The sequence below is a fragment of the Synechocystis sp. PCC 6714 genome, assembly GCF_000478825.2.
Classification (GTDB): domain Bacteria; phylum Cyanobacteriota; class Cyanobacteriia; order Cyanobacteriales; family Microcystaceae; genus Synechocystis.
The window spans coordinates 245,419-265,025 of sequence record NZ_CP007542.1; the positions used below are offsets into that span (position 1 = coordinate 245,419).

Annotated in this window: 15 protein-coding genes and 1 tRNA gene; 7 read left to right on the forward strand and 9 right to left on the reverse strand. The window is 48.3% G+C overall.

The annotated features are described in order from the left end of the window. The first annotated feature begins 137 nt into the window (after nt 1–137). From D082_RS01140 to D082_RS01150, 3 genes are all read left to right on the forward strand, one after another. The gene (locus D082_RS01140; RefSeq protein WP_028946768.1) at nt 138–1,352 is read left to right on the forward strand and encodes an EAL domain-containing protein; all 1,215 of its coding nucleotides are present in this window, start codon (nt 138–140) and stop codon (nt 1,350–1,352) included. Nucleotides 1,353–1,586: 234 nt separating this feature from the next. Further along, entirely contained in the window at nt 1,587–3,266 is a 1,680-nt protein-coding gene (locus D082_RS01145; RefSeq protein ID WP_028946767.1) for an NAD(P)H-quinone oxidoreductase subunit 4, read from the forward strand. A gap of 258 nt (nt 3,267–3,524) precedes the next feature. Beyond that, complete coding sequence (locus tag D082_RS01150) at nt 3,525–3,782, forward strand: hypothetical protein (RefSeq protein ID WP_028946766.1); 258 nt, start codon at nt 3,525–3,527, stop codon at nt 3,780–3,782. Here D082_RS01150 and D082_RS01155 read toward each other — a convergent pair. After that, on the reverse strand, nt 3,779–5,251 hold the full coding sequence (locus D082_RS01155; RefSeq protein ID WP_238546783.1) for a GAF domain-containing protein: 1,473 nt from the start codon (nt 5,249–5,251) through the stop codon (nt 3,779–3,781). The genes D082_RS01150 and D082_RS01155 overlap by 4 nt on opposite strands. 254 nt (nt 5,252–5,505) lie before the next feature. On the opposite strand from D082_RS01155, the gene D082_RS01160 reads away from it, so the two are divergent. Then, on the forward strand, nt 5,506–6,372 hold the full coding sequence (locus D082_RS01160; RefSeq protein ID WP_028946764.1) for an SWIM zinc finger family protein: 867 nt from the start codon (nt 5,506–5,508) through the stop codon (nt 6,370–6,372). Between the two features lie 69 nt (nt 6,373–6,441). Here D082_RS01160 and D082_RS01165 read toward each other — a convergent pair. Together D082_RS01165 and D082_RS01170 are read right to left on the reverse strand one after the other, a co-directional pair. Beyond that, a tRNA-Leu gene (locus D082_RS01165) sits at nt 6,442–6,527 on the reverse strand. A gap of 91 nt (nt 6,528–6,618) precedes the next feature. Continuing rightward, nucleotides 6,619–7,326, reverse strand: a complete 708-nt coding sequence (locus D082_RS01170) for a hypothetical protein (RefSeq protein WP_028946763.1) — start codon at nt 7,324–7,326, stop codon at nt 6,619–6,621. Between the two features lie 194 nt (nt 7,327–7,520). On the opposite strand from D082_RS01170, the gene D082_RS01175 reads away from it, so the two are divergent. Continuing rightward, nucleotides 7,521–8,948, forward strand: coding sequence for a DUF3370 domain-containing protein (locus D082_RS01175; protein WP_028946762.1), 1,428 nt, complete (start codon nt 7,521–7,523; stop codon nt 8,946–8,948). Here the strand turns inward: D082_RS01175 and D082_RS01180 are convergent. Continuing rightward, on the reverse strand, nt 8,941–9,693 hold the full coding sequence (locus D082_RS01180) for a response regulator transcription factor (protein ID WP_028946761.1): 753 nt from the start codon (nt 9,691–9,693) through the stop codon (nt 8,941–8,943). The two genes, D082_RS01175 and D082_RS01180, sit on opposite strands and share 8 nt — an antisense overlap. 1,299 nt (nt 9,694–10,992) lie before the next feature. Here D082_RS01180 and D082_RS01185 point away from each other — a divergent pair. After that, nucleotides 10,993–11,943: a LysR family transcriptional regulator gene (locus D082_RS01185; protein ID WP_028946760.1), complete on the forward strand. Its 951-nt coding sequence runs from the start codon at nt 10,993–10,995 to the stop codon at nt 11,941–11,943. A gap of 191 nt (nt 11,944–12,134) precedes the next feature. On the opposite strand, the gene D082_RS01190 is transcribed toward D082_RS01185, so the two are convergent. The 5 genes from D082_RS01190 to aqpZ all read right to left on the reverse strand — a co-directional run bounded on the left by D082_RS01190 (nt 12,135) and on the right by aqpZ (nt 18,910). Further along, nucleotides 12,135–13,100: a DUF362 domain-containing protein gene (locus tag D082_RS01190; protein ID WP_028946759.1), complete on the reverse strand. Its 966-nt coding sequence runs from the start codon at nt 13,098–13,100 to the stop codon at nt 12,135–12,137. Nucleotides 13,101–13,276: 176 nt separating this feature from the next. Continuing rightward, nucleotides 13,277–14,668, reverse strand: a complete 1,392-nt coding sequence (locus tag D082_RS01195) for a 1-acyl-sn-glycerol-3-phosphate acyltransferase (protein ID WP_028946758.1) — start codon at nt 14,666–14,668, stop codon at nt 13,277–13,279. 36 nt (nt 14,669–14,704) lie between these two features. Continuing rightward, on the reverse strand, nt 14,705–15,109 hold the full coding sequence (locus D082_RS01200; protein ID WP_010872494.1) for an NIL domain-containing protein: 405 nt from the start codon (nt 15,107–15,109) through the stop codon (nt 14,705–14,707). Between the two features lie 5 nt (nt 15,110–15,114). Then, nucleotides 15,115–17,826, reverse strand: a complete 2,712-nt coding sequence (gene topA, locus D082_RS01205) for a type I DNA topoisomerase (protein ID WP_028946757.1) — start codon at nt 17,824–17,826, stop codon at nt 15,115–15,117. A 325-nt stretch (nt 17,827–18,151) separates the two neighbouring features. Then, on the reverse strand, nt 18,152–18,910 hold the full coding sequence (gene aqpZ / locus D082_RS01210) for an aquaporin Z (protein WP_028946756.1): 759 nt from the start codon (nt 18,908–18,910) through the stop codon (nt 18,152–18,154). Nucleotides 18,911–19,282: 372 nt separating this feature from the next. On the opposite strand from aqpZ, the gene D082_RS01215 reads away from it, so the two are divergent. Beyond that, nucleotides 19,283–19,597 (forward strand): helix-turn-helix transcriptional regulator, encoded by a 315-nt coding sequence (locus tag D082_RS01215; protein WP_028946755.1) that lies wholly within the window; start codon nt 19,283–19,285, stop codon nt 19,595–19,597. Nucleotides 19,598–19,607: the final 10 nt, after the last annotated feature.

Here is a 19,607-nt window from a genome sequence, read left to right on the forward strand (position 1 = left end):
TTAGCCTCTGTTTGCCCAGGAATATTAACTGGAGAGAGGAACAGTCACAATTTTTGACAATTGCACCGTCGGAAGGCGTTAATTTAGCTTGATTGCTGATTAATCCCACCATTTCATCGCAAAATCCCATCACCGCCATGAATCCCTCCAATGCCCAACTTACTGCTCGTCATTACCGGGCTGGTGATCCCATTTTCAGTGAAGGAGATCAGGGTAATTTTGCCTATATCGTCGAAGAAGGGCAGGTGGAAATTTGGACAGAACTCCATGGCGATCGCCGGGTGCTGAATGTATTGCCACCGGGTAGTTTATTTGGGGAATTGGCACTGGTGGATGCCAAACCCCGTTCTGCTTCAGCTTCCGCCCTAACGGATTGCATTCTTTCTCTGGTCACCCCAGATCAAGTTAACCAACGCATCGACACGGCCGACCCCATTTTACGCCTGCTATTGTTGGTGGTGATAGGACATTTTCGTTCTGAAAGCAATAATTTTCGTGGTACCAGTGAGCCGACTTTAGCCTTGGATGCAGCCCTGACTAAAGCTAAACTTTCCCTCAAAGAACGCATCACTGATGCAGTGGATATGATCCGTTTAGAAGGGGAAATGAAAGAGGCGATCGCCAAGGAACAATTCCATCTGGTATACCAGCCCATTGTTTTCATGGATGACCTACGCATCGAAGGGTTTGAAGCTCTAATCCGTTGGCAAAGTCCTAAACGGGGCTTCGTACGCCCTGATCGTTTTATCCAGGTGGCGGAGGCAACAGACTTAATTATTCCCATTGGTCAATGGGTAATTGAACAAGGATTGAAAGATTTAAAAACTTTACAGACAAAATTTAACCCGGATCTGTTGATGAGTTTCAATATTGTTGGTCGGCAAACCAACAGTGAAGATTTTATTCCCTGGCTACTAGAAAAGGTAGACCACTATGGGCTAACCCCCGATAAGGTAAAGCTAGAGATCATCGAACGCACCCTTTTTAGCGGCGAAAGCTCTGCTCCCTGGATTGAAAATTGCCGTTCCCAAGGTTTTGCGTTAGTGTTGGACGATTTTGGTACAGGTTATTCCAGCTTACAATACCTGAATGAGTACAAAATTGATCGGGTAAAAATTGATAAATCCTTTGTGGATGGCTTGGGCACCAATCAAAACAGTGAAAGTATTTGCTCTGCCATTTTGCAACTCTCCCACGCCTTGGGCATGACAGTAGTAGCCGAAGGCATTGAAACCCAAGCACAACTAGAGATTTTGCAATCCCTTGGTTGCGACTACGGCCAGGGTTATTTATTTTCTCGACCCCTACCTTTTGGTCAAGTAATGGCCCTGGCTCAAGATACTTTCCGTTAGAGAGAAATTTTTAACCCTGACAAAAAAGTCCGTTACTCCATTCCCACAATGATGGTAGAGGGATAGCAGGAGTTTAATAAAGTTGGGCTGGGAAAAGCTTAAGTTAAAAACTTGTTCAATATTGATAGAGCTCAGTCTCTGACTGTTATAGGGAAAATCTCAAAAAAAGTTCTCAAAAGTTTACAAAGTTTAATATAATCGGAGGAAGATCACTAGGTATTTATTCTCATCACCATGTTGGAACACTTCCCCTGGCTGACAACGATCATTGCCCTGCCGTTAGTCGCCGCCCTCTTCATTCCGTTAATTCCCGACAAAGATGGCAAACAAGTCCGCTGGTATGCCCTAGGTGTAGGTCTAGCGGATTTTGTTTTGATGAGCTACGTTTTTTGGACTAACTACGACATCAGCAATAACGGTTTTCAGCTCCAGGAAAAATTTAGCTGGATTCCCCAATTTGGGCTCAGCTGGAGTGTTTCCGTGGATGGCATCTCCATGCCCCTAGTGTTATTGGCCGGATTGGTTACCACCCTTTCAATTTTTGCCGCCTGGCAAGTGAACCATAAGCCCCGCCTGTTCTACTTTTTAATGCTGGTGCTCTATGCAGCCCAGATAGGCGTTTTTGTCGCCCAGGATATGCTCCTACTATTCATCATGTGGGAACTGGAATTGGTGCCAGTTTACCTTCTCGTTTGTATCTGGGGTGGCCAAAGACGGCAGTATGCAGCCATGAAATTTTTGCTCTACACCGCTGCCGCTTCCATCTTCATTCTTGTTGCCGCCCTGGGCTTAGCCTTCTATGGTGATGTGACCACCTTTGACATTGCCGAACTTGGTCTAAAAAATTATCCGATCGCCTTGGAAATCTTTTTATACGCCGGCCTACTGATTGCCTTTGGCGTTAAATTAGCCATTTTCCCCTTCCATACCTGGTTGCCCGATGCCCACGGAGAAGCCTCTGCCCCTGTCTCCATGATTCTGGCCGGAGTACTGCTAAAAATGGGTGGTTATGGCCTAATCCGTTTGAACCTTGGCCTATTGGAAGATGCCCACGTTTACTTTGCGCCCATCCTAGTCATCCTTGGGGTAGTTAACATCATCTACGGTGGTTTTTCCTCCTTTGCCCAGGACAACATGAAGCGCCGCTTGGCCTACTCCTCCGTTTCCCACATGGGCTTTGTGCTACTGGGCATTGCTTCATTTACTGACTTGGGTATCAGTGGGGCCATGTTGCAGATGCTCTCCCACGGTTTAATTGCCGCCGTACTCTTTTTCCTTGCCGGTGTCACCTATGACCGGACCCACACCCTTTCCTTGGCCCAGATGGGGAACATTGGCAAAGTAATGCCCACGGTTTTTGCCCTGTTCACCATGGGAGCTATGGCATCCCTAGCCCTCCCCGGCATGAGCGGTTTTGTCAGTGAATTAGCTGTATTCGTTGGGGTCAGCTCCAGTGATATTTACAGCACCCCCTTTAAAACGGTGACCGTGTTCCTCGCTGCGGTGGGTCTAGTGCTGACTCCTATTTACCTACTATCGATGTTGCGCCAACTCTTCTACGGTAACAACATCCCCCCTTCTTGTAACCTAGAGCAGGATAGTCTCTCCCCCAATTCTGACCAAGAAGCTGTTTGCTTTGGCACCAATTGTGTACTGCCCGGCAATGCCATCTATGACGATGCCCGGCCCCGGGAAATTTTCATTGCGGCTTGCTTCCTGCTACCGATTATCGGGGTGGGTCTTTATCCTAAAATAGCTACCCAAGTTTACGATGCGACCACAGTAGCCGTGAACAATCAAGTCCGCCAATCCTACGTACAGATTGCGGAAACCAATCCCCGGGTCTATGCGGAAGCTTTAACTGCTCCCCACATTCCCACCACGGACTTTGCCACTGTCAAAGTTCAACCCTAGTGGTCTAGTCTTTTGAGCAAACCTCCTGTCTATCAGAGGTTTATGAACCCCTTCGTTTGCGGAAGGGAGGATGTCAAAAAGGGGAGCCTTAAGGACGAGCAGAGCGTTAAAATGGGGATAGCTAGGTACGGCACCATTGCATAGCCTTCCTAGAGCTGGCTTTTAAGGTGCGATGACAGCTCCCCGGCTTTCGCACCCTCTGCTCCCATCCTGACCCCAAGCCGTCCTAAAGGACGGGGCTTAAGCCCCGTTTTTACCATGAACGTAGAACTTCCTAATCCGCAGCAATTGACCCCAGAAGAAACCCAAGAGTTGGACTACCTGCGTACTTTAATAGAACAGGCGGTGGCCAATGGTGTAGTTACCAAGGAAGAAGAATCCAACATCAAGTCCTGGGCGCTACATTGCAAGCCTCGTTATGAACTGCTTTCCCAGGAACTGGCCATGTACCGGGAATTGGTCACCAATAAAATCAATGCTGGTTTACTCAAGGGAGAGAGCTTTTCTGACCTCTAAATAGGCAAGGGTGTGGAGGGCGAAAATTTTTCTCTACCATGGTTTGTACTTATTTGAGATGATATGGCGGGCCATTGTACCAAGTAGTAATAACCAGTGGTGTCGCTGCCCTGCAGAAAAATTTTTCCTTGATGACTTTTGATGAAATAAAAACTGAGGATTAGGGCTAAAATCCGTTGGCAATGGTGGCCCTGATTTTCCTGACTATGGCCCTGTAGTTTGAGGGCTAAGTGTTCCAAAGTTAATGGTACAATCACTTCTCCCTGATTTTCTTCTGGGTGTTCTTGCAGGGGCCCACCATGGGATGTGCCCGGGATTAGTAGATCCTGTAGAGCTATCTGGGGATAGTCGGCCCAGACAGAGAAATGCAAGTATTCTCGGTCCGAAGAAGCCTGGATGCGTAATGTGCCATTGGTTATCCCCTCCCCCAATAAACTGAGGAGAAGATAGTATATTCCTTGCCTAACTTTGACCCTGTCCAGGGGCCAATATTTCAAGCCTGACTCTAAGGAAAGGTTAAAGTTCAATTGATTTTGGCTAAGTATGGTTGCCATTTTATCGCGCCAATATTCCCCCAATAATTCTAAATTGACATTGCTGATCCTTAGACCCTGGCGATCGGGCCTGATTCGCTCCATTTCTAGGATTTCTTCGATAGCTTGACCGATCCTTTGTCCACTCTGGTGAATAATTTCTAGATATTGTTTTTGCTTCTCATTTAATTCCCCAAAAACTCCACTGTTGACCACACTGGCCATGCCAATTATTGACGTTAAATCCCGTTGAATACGGCTGAGGTGATAGGGGACTAATTGTAGTTTGACCGCCTCTGGGGAATGGTATGACTCCTCCTTTGGATAAAACTTCTCTTCGCTGACAGATGCAGACTGATGATTAGCGACGGCGATCGGACTCAACTGAGCAGAACTATTGTCTGATTGATGAATATTGCTATTATTACCGTTGAGATGGGCTTGACATTCAATTTCCCCCATACACCAACGGGCAGTCATATTGAGCAGAGCTAAATCCTGTTCCGTAAATCGATGGGGAGAAAAGCCCAACACTGCCAAAGCCCCAAGACAAATACCGTCCCTCGTTAACAGGGGAGTTCCTAAGTAAGCCCTAATGCCATAATGCTGGCATAATTCTCCCTCAGCAAAAAATGGTTCCGTCAGGGCATCGGTAACCATTAGTGGCATGGCACTATCCACCACCAGGGTGCAGTAAGCATCACTGCGACTGATCCGCCGGGAAAACACAACCGAGTTGGCTAAACCCAGACTACACATTCCCACCGCAGAATTAATTAGGATTTCGTCTTCTACCATCAAACTAGCTAAGCAAATGGGGAGCCCCAGATTGCGGGCAATGATTTGGGTGGCTTCCTCAAAAAAGGTGCTGTTCCCATTGGCCAATAAACCCAACTCCAATAGCTTTTTTTGCCGTTGGGCATTTCTTTTGACCATTGATAACCCGTCTAGGGTACAACTCAATCCATGGCTGTATCCCTGTTGATTACTGAACATGTTGTGGTGTTAATACTCAATTCTTATTCAGAACTTATTTTCTATAACCATAATGGTGTGTCCATAGTTGGTTGACAATCCCCCGGGTTGGGGTAAACCCCATAACAATCTGATCGAGTCGCTGGACGAAAATCGCTACAATACTGGCGGTGATTTTTATCAAAAGCTTTTAGCTAGCAGGGTTGGAGCCGACTATGACAGAGGTTCAAATTGAGCAACGGCAATGGTGGGTGGATCGATGGCTGGAACTATTGGATTCCTACCGTTTTAAGAAGCGTCTGGAACGGGCCAGAAATTATGCCAGGGAAGGCAATGTGCTCAGTTTGCAGTTTGTTGAGAGTCAATTAACTGCTCTAGTGCAGGGCACTGAGGTGGAGCCTTATCAGGTTACCCTGGGTTTGGATTGCTTCAGTGATGAGGATTGGCATTATGTGGTGGCAACCCTAGCGCAACAAGCCCTGTACGCGGCCCAATTACTAAGTGGGGCGATGCCTCCAAGTATTGAACAGGTATTTGTTCAGAATGGTTTAAATTTATTTCCCTTTACCCTGGGGGAAATCCACTCCCGTTGTACCTGTCCAGATCAGGCTAACCCCTGTAAGCATATCGGTGCGGTGTACTATCAGCTAGCGGATCATTTCCAAGAAGATCCTTTTGTCATTTTCCGTTTACGGGGCAAAAGTCGTACTGAGTTACTGGAGCAGCTAAGTTGTTATCGACGGCTCAATCCGGAACTACTGGCCAACTATGATCAGAGCCTTTTAGTAGACTGCATGGCGATCGCCGTGGATGCGAAGGAAGACACTGCAACGCCAAAGCCCCAAAAACAAACTAAAGCGGAGCAACAAGATACCATCAGCAGATTTTGGCAGTACAGGACTGATTTATCCGCTACATTGCCGGCGATCGCCCCGCCAGATAATCCCTTGCAACAGATTGAACGTCTTGGGGATCTGCCGTTAAACTACGAAGTCGCAAAGGAAATCAAACAGACATTGACGCAAATCTACCTAACGGCCAGCCAGGGTACCCTAGTTCAAATGATGGGTGCCGGGGAGTGAGCGGGGGTTGGGATAAACCTGGACGACCCCTTTGGGGATGCGAGGAAAAAACAATAAAGTTTATTTGGATGGGGGTGGAGAGACTCGAACTCTCACGAGCTTATAAGGCTCAACGGATTTTAAATCCGCAGCGTCTACCATTCCGCCACACCCCCAGCAATTGGGAGACTACCGCTTCGTCAGCGATTAAGCATCATACCACAGAAAGTTTACTCCACTGCTTCCCTACGATTTTCGTGAAATCATCTAGCGCTGTTGGGGTTGCCATTCCAAATAAACACCAAAACGACTCTCCCGGTAGGCGGGGGAATTTTGCCGCTGTAAATCCGTGGCAATGCGCCATTGAGGAGTCAGAGCATAGCCCACGGAAAGAGTGCTAATGCCTACTTCCGCTGTGCCTCCAGGGGCAACAAAATTTTGGCTGAAGCTGATGTCCGCTGCTCCGGTGCGGGAAAGTGCTAGCATCACTTTACCCCCCACATTAACCCCTTCACTGTGGTAGTCATTCTGGGCGATCGCCCGGTAACCGACTAGGGGAGTAACGTTGACGTACCAACCGAGGGGCAAAAGGTAATATTGGAGGTTGGCACCGCCCCCCTGTTGTCCGGCAAAATTAGTGTAGTAGTCACCGCTGACACTTAAAGGGGATTGACCAATGAATAAATCTTCCACCCCGATCGCCGCCCCACTGGGTTGATCATCGTCGGGAAAATAGTTGTAACCCAACCGCACCCGAGTCAAGAATGCCGGATCATTGCTATTTTGCTCAAATAAATCTGGAGTTTCGTGCCACCACCGTTGCAAAGTTGGACTGTTCTCCACCACAGCCGGATCCAAATCCAGCGGATTTTCCACTTCCGGAACCTGGGCCTCTCCCCTGGCACTGGCGATCGCCAAAAATATAACCAAGCTAAAAGGCAAAAAACTCAGCCAACCACGAAAAATCACAGCCATAATCCCACCATTAATGGTTTTTGCCCCGGAATCCGGTCATTGACCCCTGGAAGATCTCAAAATTTTCTCCCCGGAAAGTCAAATAGTCCGAGACGGTAACTTGACAAGACAAGTTCCAAATAGCACTCTAAGTAAAAGTTAATTTTGCTTGACCCCCAACAGCCTTCCTAATTCTTCATTTCAGCGGACAAATTATGCTCCCACTGCTTTCCCCCATGATGTTGGCTCAAATAGTTACTGCCCCCATCCAGCCAATCGAAGCAGATTATATTGTTCAGCCGCAGGAAATAAGACCTTTGCCGGGGCAACTTGACCAGATTCCCGTTTTTAACAGTAATAGTCCAGAAGTGGTGGAGGGGGAAGGAATTCTACTCTCCACCTTTCCCACCGACCGCAAATATTACCCCAACGCCCACCTCAACAAGGCCCTCAACGGTCGTTTTGACTTTTTCTCCCACCATATCGCCCGGCCAAGGGATTCCCGCACCCTTTACCAAGGAGTGTTAATGGGCAACCCCACCGACAGAACCATCACTGTCCGGATTCTCCAGGGCGGTAGTTACCTCACTGGGCCCGATGCCCCCTTTATTAACTTAGCCCCCACCGTAGAAGACCCCCACGGACAGTTCTATTCTGGCCCTGGCTCTAAACTCATGAGTCAATTATTACGGGGCAACACCCAAGCTGGCTTTCCCAGTCAAGTTATTATTCCTCCGGGGCAAACCCGACTGCTATTTTCCCTACCCATTAACCGGAGCAGTGCCCGTTCCACCTATCTCCGACTCCAGAGCGACGGCCCCATTTACATGGCGAACCTTGCTATGTACGCTGTGCCGGAATATACCCCAGTGGTAGATACTGCCAGCGCTGGTGCCAATCTACCTACCCCTTCAGTGACCTACCGGGCCCCCAATTTAGACAACTGGCAAGCAATGCTATATCGGGGTTATTTGGCTTACCCCAGGGACTTAGCCCCCACCCCCCCAGATCAAATCCGGCCTGGAGCCCCCAGAACCCCCATTTATGGACGGGTGGCCGGCATTTCCCAGGGCGCATCCTGGCAGGCAACTCTATTGGATGGCCCCAGAGCCCAGTTCCTGAGCATTCCCCAACGGGGTAGAGCTTTTTCCTATCCCCTCAGCACCGTCAGCGTTGGCACCTACGCTACCCAACAGGTACAAAGTGCTCCCATGCTTGCTCGCTATCCCGATACAGCTTACCTTGCCCACGGAAACTACGGCGTTCATTACCAGTTGAAACTGCCACTCAAAAATGTGACCAATAATAGACAGAGCGTTTCCCTGACCCTGCAAACCCCCATCAAACAGGATCAGTACAATGATCGCTTATTTTTCATGCGCCAACCTAGTGGCCAGGTCTTCTTTCGGGGGACAGTGCGGGTTAGCTATGTGGATAATCAAAACCAACTGCAACAAAGATTTTTCCACCTCACCCAACGACGGGGAGAAATGAGTAATCCCCTCATTACCCTCAATATGCAACCAGGGGAACAACGGGAAGTGACGGTGGACTTGATGTATCCCCCCGATGCCACCCCGCCTCAGGTGCTAACGGTGAAAACAGAGGAGCTTTACTACGGCAGTTTATCCTCCCCTAGGTAAGGACAGACATTTCAGTGGATTTCAGGGACAACGTTTTTTCCTCCACCGGTTTTTTTTCTTCCAGAATAGAGGAATTGAAACGATAACCCACGTTGCGTACTGTCTGAATTAAACTCGGCTGGCGTGGATCAGTTTCGATTTTTTTCCGCAGGGAAAGGACATGGGTGTCGATGGTGCGGGGATTGTCGATCGCCTCGGGCCAGGCCCGGCGGAGCAATTCAGTACGGCTGAGGGCGCTACCTTCGGCTTGGGTGAGCACGTAAAGCAGACTAAACTCCTGGGGGGTGAGGTCAACAAAATTGCCTTGATATTCCACCCGCCGTTGTACCAGGTCAATTTTTAATACCCCATAGTCCAACAGCAAAGGGGCCGCCACTGTGCGGACACGACGGATCAAGCACTCTATTCTGGCTAAAAACTCCTGCATGCCAAAAGGCTTAGTCAGATAATCGTCAGCCCCGGCCTTGAGCCCATAGACAATATCTTTTTCTGTATCCTTGGCGGAAAGAATAAAAATCATCGACTGGTGCTGTTGATATAGCCAACGACAAAGTTCAATGCCATCTCCGTCGGTGAGGTCAGAATCAATCACCGCCAGGGTGGGCAATTGATTGTTAAATGCCTGGCGAGCTTGGTGAAAACCGCTACATTGTTGGACAAGGTAGCCGCTCTGCTGCAGATGCCAGCTTAATAGAGAGCGGAGATGGGGATTACCCTCTACGACTGATATGTAAACTGGACTCACCGATCTAGACCCCTGACTGAAAGTTCCTTGCTAATCTAACAAAGTCAATGTCAAGGCTTTGTAACAACAGTTACCTAGGTAGAGGGCCAAATCTGCAAAAAATATAAAGAATTGGCCAGTCATAATGTTTAGTTATTTCCACCTTCACAATTGGTAAACCCCCAATCTGGAACACTTGATATTTTGTGCCCAATACAATATACCCAGAGGGCTTTAAAATACGTTTGTTCAGAATCATAAAACCACAGAAAGAAAAATTCTAAAGTTATAGTCAATTCAAATAAGATTGAGATGACTAAAGTCTTTACCAAACACGCTTTTAGCTTTAGTCGGTGTCTTACTTTCAATTAAATCAACTATAAGTGTGGTGGGCTAAGTTTTGCTTTTACTCAGAATTAGTGGCAATTTTGGTACTATCAAAAATAGGACAAACTCTAACGTATAGACTTTCTGGATAACCATTGGGTAAAGAAGTTTAATGCCGTCGGACACAGCCAGCCCCAGTCCTTATCCTTGCTAACGTATCAATGGCCACCCTATTCCTCTTCTCGGCGTTCAAATTGCAGATGATAACCGGGAAAACCTTGGGCACTAAAAATTAACTGAAATTGGGCTCCTTCTTTGGGTTCTAGGCCAAGACGGGCTTTAACCAGTTAAGTCAAAATAGAATCTGCTCCCGCCACAAAAAGCTCTGCACCAAAGCCCAACTTCCGGCGCATCGAAAACCCAGGTGTGCCCCAACCAGTAAGGTTGAATGGTAAATAGGCCATTTTTCATGGGATTCTACCAGTTAACTAATAAAGCTGAACAAATGATCGAAATGAAGCAAATGCCTATTAAGAGTTACCCTTGCTTTAACCGATCCGTATTTTCAGAATAGGCAAAATCCTTTCTTGGAGATATGGACAAGGTCCGTCATTCACCTGGAAACGGCCTGGAAATTCCCCTATCCCTCAGGAGCAGAATGCCCCAACTCTCTAACCTGAGAATTCTCGAATAAGGCTCCTTGCTATGTAAAGAATTGGGAATTTAGCTGCCACAGGCCAAATGGAGCTTGTCAAAACCATTGGCTTTATTCTATCATTGGTTATCTAATAACAATCCCGAGTCTATGAAAGTGCAAATCATGGCTTTCAGTCTATGTCAATTATTTGTGCCAAAGTATTCTGGGGCCAGGGATGGCCAAGGCTAACAAGTCAACATCACTAAAACTTCAGTTCCAGTTCAGTGTGGGTTTGAAAAATTTAATCCGCCGCCTCAATTCTTCCACCCATCTAACCACCATCTCCATACAAGGTCATGCAAGCAACCTTACACCAATTGAAAGTTTTTGAAGCCACCGCCAGACATGGTAGTTTTACCCGGGCAGCAGAGGAGCTTTATATCACCCAACCGACAGTTTCGAGTCAGATTAAACAATTGTCCAAAGCGGTAGGTCTTCCTCTGTTCGAGCAAATTGGTAAACGACTTTACCTGACAGAAGCAGGGCAAGAGTTATTGGTAACCTGCCAGGATATTTTTCGGCGGTTGGATAACTTTGCCATGAAGGTGGCGGACATTAAAGGCACGAAGCAAGGACGTTTACGCTTGGCGGTAATTACGACAGCCAAATATTTTATTCCTCGTTTGCTAGGGGAATTTACCCAAAAGTATCCAGGCATTGAAGTGTCTTTGAAGGTAACTAACCATGAGCAGATTCGTCACCGTATGCAAAACAATGAAGATGATTTGTACATTGTCAGTGAACCACCGGAGGAAATTGACCTCAACTTCCAACCTTTCTTAGATAATCCTTTGGTGGTTATTGCCCGTCGGGATCATCCCCTGGCGGGAAAAAGTAATATTCCCATCACTGCTTTGAATGATGAGGCATTCATTATGCGGGAAAAGGGTTCTGGTACCCGTTTAGCGGTACAAAATTTATTTCATCGTCATTATGTTGATGTGCGGGTGCGGCTGGAACTGGGGAGCAATGAGGCCATTAAACAGGCGATCGCCGGTGGCATGGGAATTTCTGTATTATCCCAGCATACCTTGGTGTCAGAGGGGGCCCGCAGTGAGTTGACTATTTTAGACATAGATGGATTCCCCATCCAACGTCGTTGGTACGTGGCTAACCTAGCGGGGAAACAACTGTCAGTCATCACCCAGACCTTTTTGGACTATCTCATTTCTGTTACCAAAAACATGCCGCCCCCGTTTGCGGAACAGTTAATTGCTGCCAAAAAGCCAGTGGAATTGGCGCCCTAGGGCAGGATGGGGAGTTGTACTCTTGCTGGGTCAAAGACATCCTAAATCCTAAAATCCCAAAAAGAAAGCCGCCACTGAAGCAACGGGCGACCTCTAGCAATCGGAGGGTGATATTGACTTTATGTCTTATTCCTAGGTTAAGGCCGGATCGGCGGGGTTTATGTAGTCTATTTGACGAAAAGTTCCCTTAGTTAGGCCTTGCCAGTGTAGAGATGTAATGGTTCCTTGACAAACCGAATGTAAAAGTGCTTAAAAGTGGAGCGCAATACCCGGGGCAAGCCAAAATCGATGGGCATTAATACTTCCGGTAATTTCCAGTTTTCCACCAATAAATCCCGGGGATGGGCCAGGGGAAAATCTAGTTCGGCAACGGTGGGATTGAGCCCCAAACGATCTTGGGCGGCCATGGTAGGAATGGTGGTAGGGTCGAGTTGCAAAATGTCGGTGATGACAAAATCCAGGGCAAACACATCAGGGCTAGCGGCCAATAAACCCACTTCTCGGGGGTCACCGTGCATGGGGCCATTACCCTCGTGGGCAATAATGCCGTCTAAAATTGTCAAGTCCGGGGCGATCGCCTTGGCGGTTTCCACCAGCATTTCTCCAAAGCGGTTAGCATCTTTTCCGGCTTCCATATGCCACCAGGCTTTCATTTTGCCGGGGACACAACCAAATAGGTTTTTAACCCCCATGGTCATGGTCAATTGGGAGTGGGATTTGAGTTTGGGTAGATTGATTACTACGTCCGCATCCATCGCTTCCTTGGATAACCGCAGATGGTTGAAATTATCGCTGTTAGTTTCGTAGCGCCCCCCCCGGAATTCCACAATGGGAATGTTTAAGGCTTCCAGCAGAGGCAAATAACCGTTGTTTTCCGCCACTCCCCGGGCTGAACCAAAGGCGGGGCTGTCCCCCATAAAGGGTTTTCCCCCAGCTTCCTGCACCAGTTGAGCCACACAGGCCACTAATTCGGGACGAGTGATACATTCTCTACCAGGACGATTTCCGGTCAATAAATTAGGCTTGAGCAAAACCCGATCGCCTGGTTTGACGAATTTGGCCATGCCCCCCAGGGGTTCTAGTAGGGTTTTTAGGGCGGCAAGTAAACTGGCGGCTTCGTAGGATTGGGCAGAGAGTAGACTAACGGGTTTGACCATGGTGACAGAGGGCAATTGTAAACAAATACAAAGATGGGCTCACCCTCTGATTCTAGTTGTATCAGTCTAGGAATGCCAGGGATCAGTGACTCTGGTTTTACTGGCTGAGTGGCGAATAGTTCCATCGGTAAATGGCCGCTAATTCGCTATTTAGTTCCCCTATTTGCCTGATTTCGCTAACAAATTAAGTTTGTTAATCGTTCTTGTAGAATCTCAGTCACATTGGCGATCGCCAGTTTGCGGTTAGCTTTGTAATCTTCATAATAATCGTCCACCAGAATGGGCTGACCAATGGTTAATTGAACCCGCTGACGACCTAAAATAGGGCGATTGTTCAAGTTTCCCCCCTTCATGCGGGTAATCACATTCCAAAGTAATAAAAGGGTGTCGGCAAACCGTTCCACCGTTGGTTTTTCTTTGACGTAATGCCCCGTCACTGCGACAAAATTTTCCACCAGACGCATATGCCACATCCTTAAATCCGCCTCTTCCGCAATGCGATCTGCTAGACCCTTTTTAACTGGAAATAAAGCCTGTTCGTCCCGTAAATCTTCACGATAGATATAATCCCAGCCCGCCTGCTCCAGTCTGCGGCAACGCTCCGGGAGATTACCCTTGGGACTAATTTGAAAATATTCTTCCCCCACTGTTAGGGCGGCATGGAGCAAATTTTGTAGGCGGGAAGCAAGTAATTGATTAGGATCGGTTTCTAAACTGTTGAAATTGTCCTGCAAACTTTTAGCTAAATCCGCCACCACCGGCAAATTTTGTTGGTAAAACTGGCGGTAAAAATTCTCCATCAGATCCAACATCACTTCCCCTAGGTTATAAAGGCGTTTGTATAATCTTGCTTCGCCCAAACTATGGTCAGCGGTGGGAGCAATGCCGCAGTCATTTTCCAGTTGAGAGAGTAAATTTTCAATCTCTCGCCAAGGGGGCGTGAGGTAAAAATATTGGATACCTACGGGCAAAATTATTACCTGTTCTTGCCTTTGGGCTTTGCATAAATCCTCTGCACACCAAAATCCTAGTTGGGCAATGCCGGGTTCCAAGGGGGAAATAATTTCGTTATGACCGTTGGTGGCTCCTTCCGGGGCAGCGGATAGGGGATATACACCATTGAGCATTAAATCCCTAGCGGATCGTAAACCCGGTCGATCTAGTTTGCCCCGTTGGATGGAAGTGCCCCCCAGGCGGGGAAATAACCACTGTAAAAAGCTTCCTCCCCAGAGGGGAATACCCCGGTCGTACATGAAATGGGAACTATAGGGCGGTGACACTTTCTTTTTATCGATCGCCTGGGGTAATAAATTCCAGAACAGATAGCCCATGCAGAGGGGATCGTTAATGCTGGGATGGCGGAATGCGAGTAATAAACGATTTTTTCCCTGGCTAAATTCGCCGTAAATCTGGGCGAGAACATCTAGGTTTTCCGCTTCAATTTTGGCGATCGCCGTTTGGGAGCGGATCCACCAGGGCAAAATCAGGGGGCCTAGTTGGAGTAACCAGGGCTTGAGGTTGGGGGCTAAAAAATCCAGGGGCGGTTGGGCTTGGATGGGTGATTCCATGGAGATAATTGACCATTGATGGAGTCTGGAAAGAGCCTAGAAATTAGTGGCGATCGCCTGGACTGGACAGGAAGGAATACATTGCTCACAGACCACACAACGGGAACGACGGAACATCAGACGAAAACTATCCGGGTCCAAACTCAGGGCCTCCGTGGGACAAACCCCCGTGCATAGGCCACAATCCACACAGCTTTGGTCATCAATGACAATTTCCCGACTAGCGAGGGAAACCTCAATGCTTTGGGAGCGCATCCACTCCAAAGACGCTTCTAATTGGTCAATGTCCCCGGACAATTCCAACACCACTTTTCCCACCTGGTTGGGGGCCACCTGGGCCCGGATAATGTTGGCGGCAATATTGAAGTCCTTGGCCAAACGGTAGGTGACGGGCATTTGCACCGCACTGCGGGGAAAAGTCAGGGTTACACGTTTTTTCATTGGCTTTAACTGGCCTCACTGGACTGATCCGCTTTACTGGCAGATGTTTTCCGAGTGGTGGTGCGTTTGGTGGTGGTCTTCTTGGCCGCACCGGTGCCACTGGTTTTTTTGGTAGTTTTAGTAGTAGTTTTTTTCGTACCCTTAACAGTGCTGGTAGTGGCCTTTTTCCGAGTTGTTTTCTTGGTGCCCGCTTTATCCGCTAGCAAAGGTAAAGCCTTTTCCAGGGTAATGGTTTCTTCCGTTTCCCCCTCCGGCAGACTGGCATTGACTTTGCCATGTTTGATGTAAACTCCATAGGGGCCTTTGAATAAATTCACCGGTTCTTGATCTTCAGGGTGTAAACCCAATTCCTTCAAGGGAGTACGGCTACCCCGGCCCCGTTTAGGTTCCGCCAGCAATGCCAAAGCCCGTTCTAGGGTAATGGTCAACACGTCGTCATCCCCTTTGAGGGAGCGGTAATCTTTGCCGTCCTTACCTTGATCATGGACTACGTAGGGGCCAAAGCGACCTAGGCTGGCTTTGATATTTTTGCCCGATTCGGGATGTTCCCCCAGGTTACGGGGCAAGGCCAATAATCCCACCGCCATTTCCAAAGTGACATCCTCCGGTTTAACCCCTTTGGGCAGGGAAGTTCGTTTCGGTTTTTTATTTTCCTCCGTGGCTTCCCCCAGTTGGACATAGGGTCCATAGGCGCCAATGAGTATAAATATGGGCTCTCCGGTTTCAGGGTGGGTGCCCACCTTATCTGGGCCTTCGGTTTTTTGCTTCAGTAAAACCGCTACCTGGTCTGGGTTAAGGTCCGCTGGGGTTAAATCATGGGGAATGGAAGCAGTGATAATTTCTTCCCCCTGGGGAATTTCAATATAGGGGCCAAATTTGCCAATTTTTACTTTGGCAGCCAGATTTTCCAACTCAATGGCTTTGGCGATCGCCGGATCGATTTGGTCTTGGCGCACTTTGACTTGATTTTCTAGCCCCGATTCCCCCAGAAAAAAGCCCTGGAGATAGGGGAGCCACTGGGTTTTACCGATGGCAATTTCGTCTAGCTTTTGCTCCATGCGGGAAGTGAAGCCTGTATCCACCAAATCGGGGAAATGGGCTTCCAGTAAACTGACCACCGCAAAGGCTGTGAACGTGGGGGTTAAGGCTTTGCCCCGCATTTGCACGTAACCCCGGTCAATGATGGTGCCAATGATACTGGCGTAGGTACTAGGACGACCCACCCCTTCACTTTCCAAGGTTTTTACCAACGAAGCTTCCGTATAGCGGGCGGGAGGTTGGGTTTCGTGGCTCATCGGCTCGATTTCTCGACAATTAGGGCGATCGCCAACTTTGAGGGGGGGAAGAATCACCTCTTGATTTTCCAAAGCGGCATCGGGGTCGTCGGAACCTTCCACATAGGCCCGGAAATAACCGGGGAAATCGATCCGTTTACCCCCAGCCCGAAATTCCGCATCTTCCACCCTCAACGTCACGCTAAGTTGGGTAATGCGGGCGTCGGCCATCTGGCAGGCCACGGTCCGTTTCCAGATCAGTTCATATAGGGCTAATTCCCGCTCCTTCAACCCCGTTTGGTTGGGAATGCGAAACTCTGTCCCGGCGGGGCGAATGGCTTCGTGGGCTTCCTGGGCCCCTTTACTTTTGGTGGTGTATTGCTTGGGCTGAGGACTCAAGTATTCTTTGCCATACATTTGTTGTACGCAACTCCGGGCCGCCGTCACCGCCTGGTCGGAAAGATGCACCGAATCCGTCCGCATATAGGTGATGTAGCCCTCTTCATATAATTTCTGGGCCACCCGCATGGTATCCCGGGCAGAAATGCCCAATTTTCGGTTTGCTTCCTGTTGCAGGGTGGAAGTGGTAAAGGGGGGCGCCGGTTTCCGTACACTGGGTTTTTCCTCTGTATTAATCACTTCCCAGGGCTTGTCCGTCAAACAATCCTTTAAGGCGATCGCCTGGGCTTCATCCAGCACCACCACCTGTTTATTGGGCAACAAAGCGCCGCTATTGGGGTCAAAATCGCTCCCATTGGCTAATTTTGTGCCCCCCAAGGTCATCAACTTGGCCTGAAAAGGATTTTTATGCTGTTCCAGTTCCGCTTTCAAGTCCCAGTACCCAGCGGTCTTAAAGGCCCGGCGGGCCCGTTCCCGTTGCACAATTAACCGCACCGCCACCGATTGCACCCGGCCAGCGGACAGACCCCAAGCAATTTTCTTCCAGAGCAGGGGAGAAAGGGTGTAACCTACCAAGCGGTCTAAAATCCGCCGGGTTTCCTGGGCATGAACCAAATTTTCGTCAATTTCCCGGCAATTGTCCAATGCATGGCGAATAGCCTCCTGGGTAATTTCGTGGAACACCATCCGTTTAATGGGCACCTTGGGCTGGAGCAATTGCAACAAATGCCAGCTAATACTTTCCCCTTCCCGGTCTTCGTCCGTGGCCAGAATCACCTCGTCGGCATTTTTCAGGGCAGTCTGTAATTCCTTAACTATTTTCTTTTTGCTTTTGGGGATCACATAAAGGGGACTGAAATGATCTTCAACGTTGACCCCCAGGTTAGCCCAGCTTTTATCTTTGTAAGCCGCTGGTACTTCCTCCGCCGAAGCCGGTAAATCCCGGACATGGCCCATGGACGCTTCCACCCGATAATCCTGGGGCAGGTAGTTGCGAATGGTGCGGGCTTTAGTGGGGGATTCAACGATAACGAGTTTGGACATAGGGAGGGGGAAACGGGGAAAGAAGCTAAATTGCTAGATTTAAGGGAAGGTGATGGAAGTCAGGCAGATTTGATAATCCTGGCTAATAAGCACATAACCAATACTTATCCTAATCTTTCCAGAAGATCAAACCCCACTTTATTGAATGATAAAGACCAAAAGTTGATTTTTGCCAAGCTCTGTTTCTATTAGAGGGAGTTGGGTTAAAGCAAAAACTTTCCAAAAAAATCTCCCCAAGCTTAACCTGAACCATCAGGTATCCGGGGAGTGAAAACATCAACAGAGTCAGGATAACGTAACCCTGAAAATGTGGGCATTTCCTTTACTATGCTTCAGGCTCGGGACTAACTTCAGGACGGCTCAGGTCTTCCAGCACATTGTGGTAAACAAAACCTGCCAATAGCGCTCCGGCGATCGGGGCCAACCAGAATAGCCAAAGTTGACCGATCAAAGCAGGGTTACCACAGAAAAGGGCAACTCCCGTACTCCGGGCTGGGTTGACGGAAGTGTTGGTGATGGGAATGCTGACCAGGTGAATCAAGGTTAACGCTAAACCAATGGCAGCGGGGGCAAAACCAGCAGGGGCGAGCTTATCCGTTACCCCAAGGATGACCAACAGGAACATAAAAGTCAGCACAAACTCGATTAACAGAGCGGACATAAAGCCATAGCCCTGGGGGGAATGGTCACCAAAACCATTGGTGGCCAAAGGATTAGATTGGGCGGGGTCGAGGACGAAATTGGGATTCCCCTGGGCAACAATCAAGATAAATAAGCCCGCAAGGATTGCCCCTAGCACTTGGGAGCCGATGTAGGGCGCTAATTGGGAACCGGGGAATCTCTTACCCATCCAGAGTCCAAAGGAAACAGCGGGGTTGAAATGGCCACCGGAAATGTGCCCCAAACCATAGGCTCCGGTGAAGACGGTCAGACCAAAAGCGAGGGAAACCCCCAGATAGCCCAAACCAAATTCGTTAGTGTTCTCACCGCCAGGAACGGAAATAAAAGCGGCAAACACTGCACTCCCACAACCGCCAAGCACCAGCCAGAAAGTGCCGATAAATTCAGCAATGTACTTTTTCATTTGCGTTTTAAAAGGGTGAAAAAGAGTTTATTTCTTGTTAGGCTCAATTTAGGCCTAGGTTTAATCAACTAGTTTGGATCAAAAATATCCACCACGAAAGGTAGCATTGTTTTGTCAAATTTTGTACAAAATCAACGAAAATTTTACTTTTTGGAGGCAAGAATTTGGCTAAATTCCCCCACCATCTGATTCACTCCCTAGTTTTGGACTAAATCTTTGCCCAATCAGCCTGCACAGTGGGGTAATGTCGTAGCTAGATGCGGGATGAATGGGATCAATTTGCACCATAATGCCCCCAGAGCTTTTCGGTGGTTGTCCGCAAGAAAATCGCATAAATTATCTCTAACGTCCTCATATCTTTCTACAATTGTCGTGAAAACAACGGAAAAAGACTTAATTGGTGCTGGATTTCAAGCTTTGTCTGACCCTATTCGCCTCCAGGTGCTAACTTTGCTGGAAAATCAAGAACAGTGCGTCTGTGACCTTTGCGACCAACTGAACATTAGTCAATCCAAGTTATCTTTCCATCTCAAACGTTTGCGGGATGCGGAATTAGTGCATACTCGCCAGGACGGGCGTTGGATTTATTATCGTCTTAACCCCGAACAATTTCATCATCTGCGCCATTATCTGGAATCCTATGGCCAAGCGAGTCAAGCCTATGTGCCCCGCCATTGCCATAGTTGAAAGTTACTAA

Bases quoted from the DNA above. Each gene is read 5' to 3' on its own strand.
- D082_RS01140 (WP_028946768.1), top strand. From the start codon at position 138: ATGAATCCCTCCAATGCCCAACTTACTGCTCGTCATTACCGGGCTGGT.
- D082_RS01145 (WP_028946767.1), top strand. From the start codon at position 1,587: ATGTTGGAACACTTCCCCTGGCTGACAACGATCATTGCCCTGCCGTTA.
- D082_RS01150 (WP_028946766.1), top strand. From the start codon at position 3,525: ATGAACGTAGAACTTCCTAATCCGCAGCAATTGACCCCAGAAGAAACC.
- D082_RS01155 (WP_238546783.1), bottom strand. From the start codon at position 5,251: ATGGTCAAAAGAAATGCCCAACGGCAAAAAAAGCTATTGGAGTTGGGT.
- D082_RS01160 (WP_028946764.1), top strand. From the start codon at position 5,506: ATGACAGAGGTTCAAATTGAGCAACGGCAATGGTGGGTGGATCGATGG.
- D082_RS01170 (WP_028946763.1), bottom strand. From the start codon at position 7,326: ATGGCTGTGATTTTTCGTGGTTGGCTGAGTTTTTTGCCTTTTAGCTTG.
- D082_RS01175 (WP_028946762.1), top strand. From the start codon at position 7,521: ATGCTCCCACTGCTTTCCCCCATGATGTTGGCTCAAATAGTTACTGCC.
- D082_RS01185 (WP_028946760.1), top strand. From the start codon at position 10,993: ATGCAAGCAACCTTACACCAATTGAAAGTTTTTGAAGCCACCGCCAGA.
- D082_RS01190 (WP_028946759.1), bottom strand. From the start codon at position 13,100: ATGGTCAAACCCGTTAGTCTACTCTCTGCCCAATCCTACGAAGCCGCC.
- D082_RS01195 (WP_028946758.1), bottom strand. From the start codon at position 14,668: ATGGAATCACCCATCCAAGCCCAACCGCCCCTGGATTTTTTAGCCCCC.
- D082_RS01200 (WP_010872494.1), bottom strand. From the start codon at position 15,109: ATGAAAAAACGTGTAACCCTGACTTTTCCCCGCAGTGCGGTGCAAATG.
- topA (WP_028946757.1), bottom strand. From the start codon at position 17,826: ATGTCCAAACTCGTTATCGTTGAATCCCCCACTAAAGCCCGCACCATT.
- aqpZ (WP_028946756.1), bottom strand. From the start codon at position 18,910: ATGAAAAAGTACATTGCTGAATTTATCGGCACTTTCTGGCTGGTGCTT.